Below are 5,092 nucleotides of genomic sequence, written 5' to 3' on the forward strand. Positions count from 1 at the left end.
GGCCATAGGTAATAGGATAAGGGTCTATTCAAATGATATAGAAGATACTATAGATATTATTTGTAAACAAATAGAAAGAGATATCATCTACCCACCCCTTATGATATATTTTATAGAAAAAATCTTAAATAAAATATTCAAGATGCCTATAGATAAGGAAGGCCATAATTTTTATGATTTTGCCAACTTCATCTACCAGTACAGGTCAAACGACATAGAAAGACCAAAATATGTTACAGATATGTTAGAAAAGTTAAATGACAAGTCTTATAATATCGTAGATTCCACCCTTGAATATGCTAGTGATGAGATAAACGAAGCCTTTGACTATATAACAACTAATATAAAATTTTTAAAATACGGGTCAAAGAATAAATTTTATGACGATTTAATCAAAACCCAAGGCATCACCTCAAACTTATCATACAAGTATATAAGGCATAAGGTTAATAATTTAAAAGACTTATTAGATTTCTTTTCGAGGTTTATTACTCAAAAACCTCATATAAGTGGTGTAGATTTAGCAAAGAAAATCATCAACTCCAAATCAGCTAGGAAATTTAAGATGGACATGTCAGATAAAATGTTTGGACAAAAATCATTGAGGAAGTTTATAAGTGATATGATTGGAGAGATGAATGAAGATATGGCAAAAATTTACCAAAACGATACAGAAAATGATATAGATTTTTACTTCAACTATATAGAATTTAACGATAAAGATGATTAAAAAAACAAGCCGCTTGTATAAAATATACAAGGGCTTGTTTTTTATCTATAGTTTTCGTTAGAAAATTCTGGATCCTGAGTGAAATTCATCCCAAGCTTTCTTAACATAGATTTTTGAGAATCATTTAATATTACTGTTGAGTGAGCATCTAGACCCTTTAATTTGCTTAATTGTTTAATAGCCATATGAGTTAGTGGATTGGTTGTTGCTGAAATTGAAAGGGCAATTAGCATTTCATTTACAGACAAGCTTGTCTCACTACTACCAAGTCCCTTAGTTTTAAGGTCTGAAACTGGCTCTATTATATGAGGTGAGATTAATAAAATCTCATCATCAAGCTTACCAAATTTTTTTAAGGCATTTAGGATACAAGCTGAAGGAGCGCTTAATAGGTCACTCTTCTTGCCTGTGATTATTTCTCCGTTTTCAAGCTCAATTGCAAAGGCCTCTGTGCCAGAAGTTTTTGCTCTTTGTCTAGCTTCTAGGGCCACCTTCCTATCATCTGCAGATATTTCAAGCTGGCTCATAAGCATCTGAATTTTCTCTAAGGTGTGGAGACTTTCCTTAGCCATCCTATAATCAACTAGGGTATTGTAATACCTTCTGATAATCTCTGCCTTGGAAGCATCAGTGGCTGCCTTGTCATCTACAATACAAAAACCTGCCATATTTACACCCATGTCTGTAGGTGACATATAAGGTGACTTGCCCATTATTTTTTCAAACATCTTCTTTAAAATTGGGAAGGCTTCTACGTCCCTATTGTAGGATACAGCAGATTTGCCGTAGGCTTCAAGGTGGTAAGGATCAATCATATTTACATCATCAAGGTCAGCTGTGGCAGCTTCATATGCCATATTCACTGGGTGTTTTAAAGACAAGTTCCAAATTGGGAAGGTCTCAAATTTAGCATAGCCGGCGTTGACTCCATTTTCATGATCAAGGTACATTTGAGATAGGCAGGTAGCCATCTTGCCTGAACCAGGACCAGGACCTGTCACAACTACGAGTGGTCTAGTGGTTTTAACGTGGTCATTTTTGCCAAAACCCTCATCAGATATAATTTTAGCGAGGTTATTTGGATAGCCATCAATATCATAAGTCTTATAGTTTTTTATACCAAGATTGTCTAAGTATTGACAATATTTGAGAACTTTTTCTTGGTAGTCAAACTGGGTGATTACAATAGCTGAAACCAAAAATCCAAAGTCTTCAAGAGCGGATTTCAATCTGATGGCTTCAGTGTCATAGGAGATACCGTTATCTCCTCTTATCTTAGTTTTTTCGATGTCCTTGGCATTAATTGTAATTATTATTTCAGTTTTTTCTTTGATGTTTAAAAGCATCCTTAACTTAGAATCTGGTAAAAATCCTGGTAAGACCCTTGAAGCATGAGCGTCATCAAAAAGCTTACCCCCAAATTCTAGGTATAACTTATCAAAGTGACTGATTCTTTCAACAATATTTGCCGATTGTTCCTTTATATATTTATCATTATCAAAAGCTAATTTCACAATTCCCTCCTTCATTATTTTTTATTATACCAACAAAATTACTTTTTAATTATACCAACAATTTTCCAAAAAAAAATAAGACGCACAAATTTTACGCCTTATTTTGTAATAATAGTTGCAGCTGTCTTGAAAAGTATTGAAATATCAGTCTTTAAAGACAGGTTTTCTATATATTTCAACTTGAGATCAATCTTGATTGGAAGAATTTTCTCCAGATAAATCTTTTCGCTATCCTCAATTGAATTATAGTATTCAGATTCATTCCTAAATTCTATAGAAGCATAGTCTGTTATACCAGGTCTTACAGCAAAAATCACATCGTAATAATTAGGATATAGATTTACCATTTTTGGTGTCTCAGGTCTTGGGCCAACGAGGGACATATCTCCCTTTAGGACATTGATAAATTGAGGAAGCTCGTCTATCTTCCATTTTCTTAAAAATTCACCAGTCCTTGTTATCCTTGGGTCATTTTTAACAGTCAAATTATCAAGATTTTTATCAGCACCTACCCTCATTGTCCTAAATTTAATGATATAAAAAGGTCTTTTGCCTTTAGCAAGTCTTTCCTGCTTATAAAAAACAGGTCCCTTAGAATCAAGTTTTATAAAAATAGCTACAATTGCCATAGGTATAGCTATTATAATCAAGACAATTAGGGATACTAGAATATCAAAAAATCTTTTTAAAAATAAGCTTACCTTTTTCTTATTTAATTGTTCATAAATCAAATCTTCGTTTACCTTGTTCACTTCTAACCTCAGTTTTTATGATTATTAGACTATTAAACTACAATTTTATTAATATTCTAGTCAAAACTTATTTTGCTTCTGGCCAGCCTTCTGTGGAAGTTATATTGTAATCTTCATCAATCCACAAAACTTCAGCTCCGACCTTTTTTGCAAATTCCATTCCTTCTTTCTGATCTATAATAAATAGATAGGTTGAAATGGTATCTGCCTTAGCAATGTCGTCTAAAATTACAGATACTGACCTCCACTTAGTTGATGGATACATGGTGTCAGGGTCTATTATATGGTGGTATCTCTTACCATCTACCATGAAAAATCTCTGGTAATCGCCACTTGTAACTACAGATGTGTTTTTAAGGCTAACCACAGATGAATATGGGTTTTCCTTATCTTCTAGGTTCGGATTTTGGATGGCAATCTTATAGTAGGAATTTTCACTAGCTGGATTATCCCCAATTAAAACATCATCACCACCTACGGATAGAATTCCATGTCTGAGGCCTTCTTCCATAAGCCTATTTGCAATTATTTTTGTAGCATAACCCTTGCCGATAGCTCCTATATCGATTTGAACGTTAGGGTCTTTTATAAAAACTGTTCCCGCTTTTTCATCTACTTCTATAGAATCTATATCCTTATGAGCACTTGCCTTAACGAGCATACTTTCTTCTGGAATAGCCGCCTTGTCAGGATTATCTAGGGACATCTCCCTATATTCATGCCAAAGTCCTAAAAGCGATCCCATGGCTATATTTATCTTGCCATTTGTAAAGTCATACATTTCCTTAGAATATTCAACAAGTTCTATAACTTTTGGATCAACCTTAACAGGTTTTTTGCCTGCATTTTCGTTTATGGTCCTAAAGTTGTTTACGCCATCGAAAGCATCATAAGAGTTATATAATTCATGATAAGTCTTTAGCTCATCTTTTAATACTTTTACATAACGATCAAACTCTTTTTCATCCTTAGTATAGGCTATAAAGTCTGTGATGGTATCAAAGTATTCATAAATTTTTTCTGTATGCTTTTCTAGATCGCCATCTTCTTTATTCTGAGCTTGGCCTACGGTCTCCAAGCTATCTTCCTTTGAGTTAGAAGACTCATTATTATCATCTTCTTTTACAGCTTCTAATTTTGGTTTTTCTACCTTTTCTTTTTCATTAATATTGGCACAAGCTGAAAGACTTGCAGCAAGTGCCAAAATCATAAGTATTTTTTTCATATTTTATTTATATTAATTGTTTCCATATCCTTATTGATAGGCAGACCTTCGTCTTCTGCCCAACTTAGTAACACTCCTGCAGCGACCTTATCCCTAAAGTCATTCCACCTGCCCTCAAGACCCAGTTCGTAAACCGTGTCCATAAACTCAGCACTTGGCGCTATAAACTCTGCATTTTCGATAAAGTAATCTCTTTCACGTCTATCAAGACTAGATATAAAAGCATCCCTTATATCGGAATTATCTATTTCACTAGTGCCTGGCATTAAGATGTATTTTTCAACATCTTGGTCTATATCTATATATGATTTTTCAATATCTTCACTTGTTTGTATCTCTTTGTTAATCCTAATAAAATCTAGAGATTCAGTGTTTAACCACATATTTTTTAAGTATGTGTCCTCATCTATCAAAGTCCATTTTTCAACTAACCACGATAGGTTGATTGGTTTTCTGTCTTTCATATGCTTCTTATCTTAAAGATTACAGCTTCGTATTGCCAAAGCTCTAATCCCAGATTGTTTCCTTTCTTAACTTCTATTTTTCTCTTCTCTGTTCTATATTCTCCGTATTTTTCATCAAGTGAATTAAATACTTCCTCAAAAACTAAATCTTCGTCATAATATATTTCGTAGTATGGTTGGTAGACATTGGCCATATTTAAGATAACCAAATACCTATCCCCGTCTGCTATCCTCTCATAGGCAAAGACAGAGTTGGTATTATCGTCTACTACTCTCCACACAAAGCCATCTTGATCATAATCATACTTGTAAAAGGCCTTTTCGTCCTTATATAATTTGTTCAAATCTTTTACAAAACGATTATATCCATCGTGGATTGGATAATCAAGATATTCCCACCTAATTCC

Annotated in this window: 5 protein-coding genes and 1 pseudogene; 1 reads left to right on the forward strand and 5 read right to left on the reverse strand. The window is 33.7% G+C overall.

Annotated elements, in window-relative coordinates; genetic code table 11:
• Positions 1 to 730: pseudogene (locus tag RQ893_RS08050) on the forward strand (metallophosphoesterase); the annotation flags it as partial.
• A gap of 41 nt (positions 731 to 771) precedes the next feature.
• On the opposite strand, the gene RQ893_RS08055 reads toward RQ893_RS08050, so the two are convergent.
• From RQ893_RS08055 to RQ893_RS08075, 5 genes are all read right to left on the reverse strand, one after another.
• Positions 772 to 2,244, reverse strand: coding sequence for a DUF1846 domain-containing protein (locus RQ893_RS08055; protein WP_311482508.1), 1,473 nt, complete (start codon positions 2,242 to 2,244; stop codon positions 772 to 774).
• Positions 2,245 to 2,342: 98 nt separating this feature from the next.
• Positions 2,343 to 2,996: a sugar transferase gene (locus tag RQ893_RS08060; protein WP_311482509.1), complete on the reverse strand. Its 654-nt coding sequence runs from the start codon at positions 2,994 to 2,996 to the stop codon at positions 2,343 to 2,345.
• 67 nt (positions 2,997 to 3,063) lie between these two features.
• Complete coding sequence (locus RQ893_RS08065; RefSeq protein ID WP_311482510.1) at positions 3,064 to 4,221, reverse strand: FAD:protein FMN transferase; 1,158 nt, start codon at positions 4,219 to 4,221, stop codon at positions 3,064 to 3,066.
• A complete protein-coding gene (locus tag RQ893_RS08070) occupies positions 4,218 to 4,685 on the reverse strand; it encodes an acyl carrier protein (RefSeq protein ID WP_311482511.1) in 468 nt (155 codons plus the stop codon). The genes RQ893_RS08065 and RQ893_RS08070 overlap by 4 nt, the downstream gene beginning before the upstream one ends.
• A partial coding sequence (locus RQ893_RS08075) for an alpha amylase C-terminal domain-containing protein (protein ID WP_311482512.1) occupies positions 4,682 to 5,092 on the reverse strand: 411 nt, incomplete at its 5' end. The genes RQ893_RS08070 and RQ893_RS08075, both read right to left, overlap by 4 nt.

Source organism: uncultured Anaerococcus sp. (assembly GCF_963510915.1).
Classification (GTDB): Bacteria; Bacillota; Clostridia; order Tissierellales; family Peptoniphilaceae; genus Anaerococcus.

Excerpts from the sequence above, each read along its gene's own strand:
- RQ893_RS08065 (WP_311482510.1), bottom strand. The coding sequence starts at position 4,221 with ATGAAAAAAATACTTATGATTTTGGCACTTGCTGCAAGTCTTTCAGCT.
- RQ893_RS08070 (WP_311482511.1), bottom strand. The coding sequence starts at position 4,685 with ATGAAAGACAGAAAACCAATCAACCTATCGTGGTTAGTTGAAAAATGG.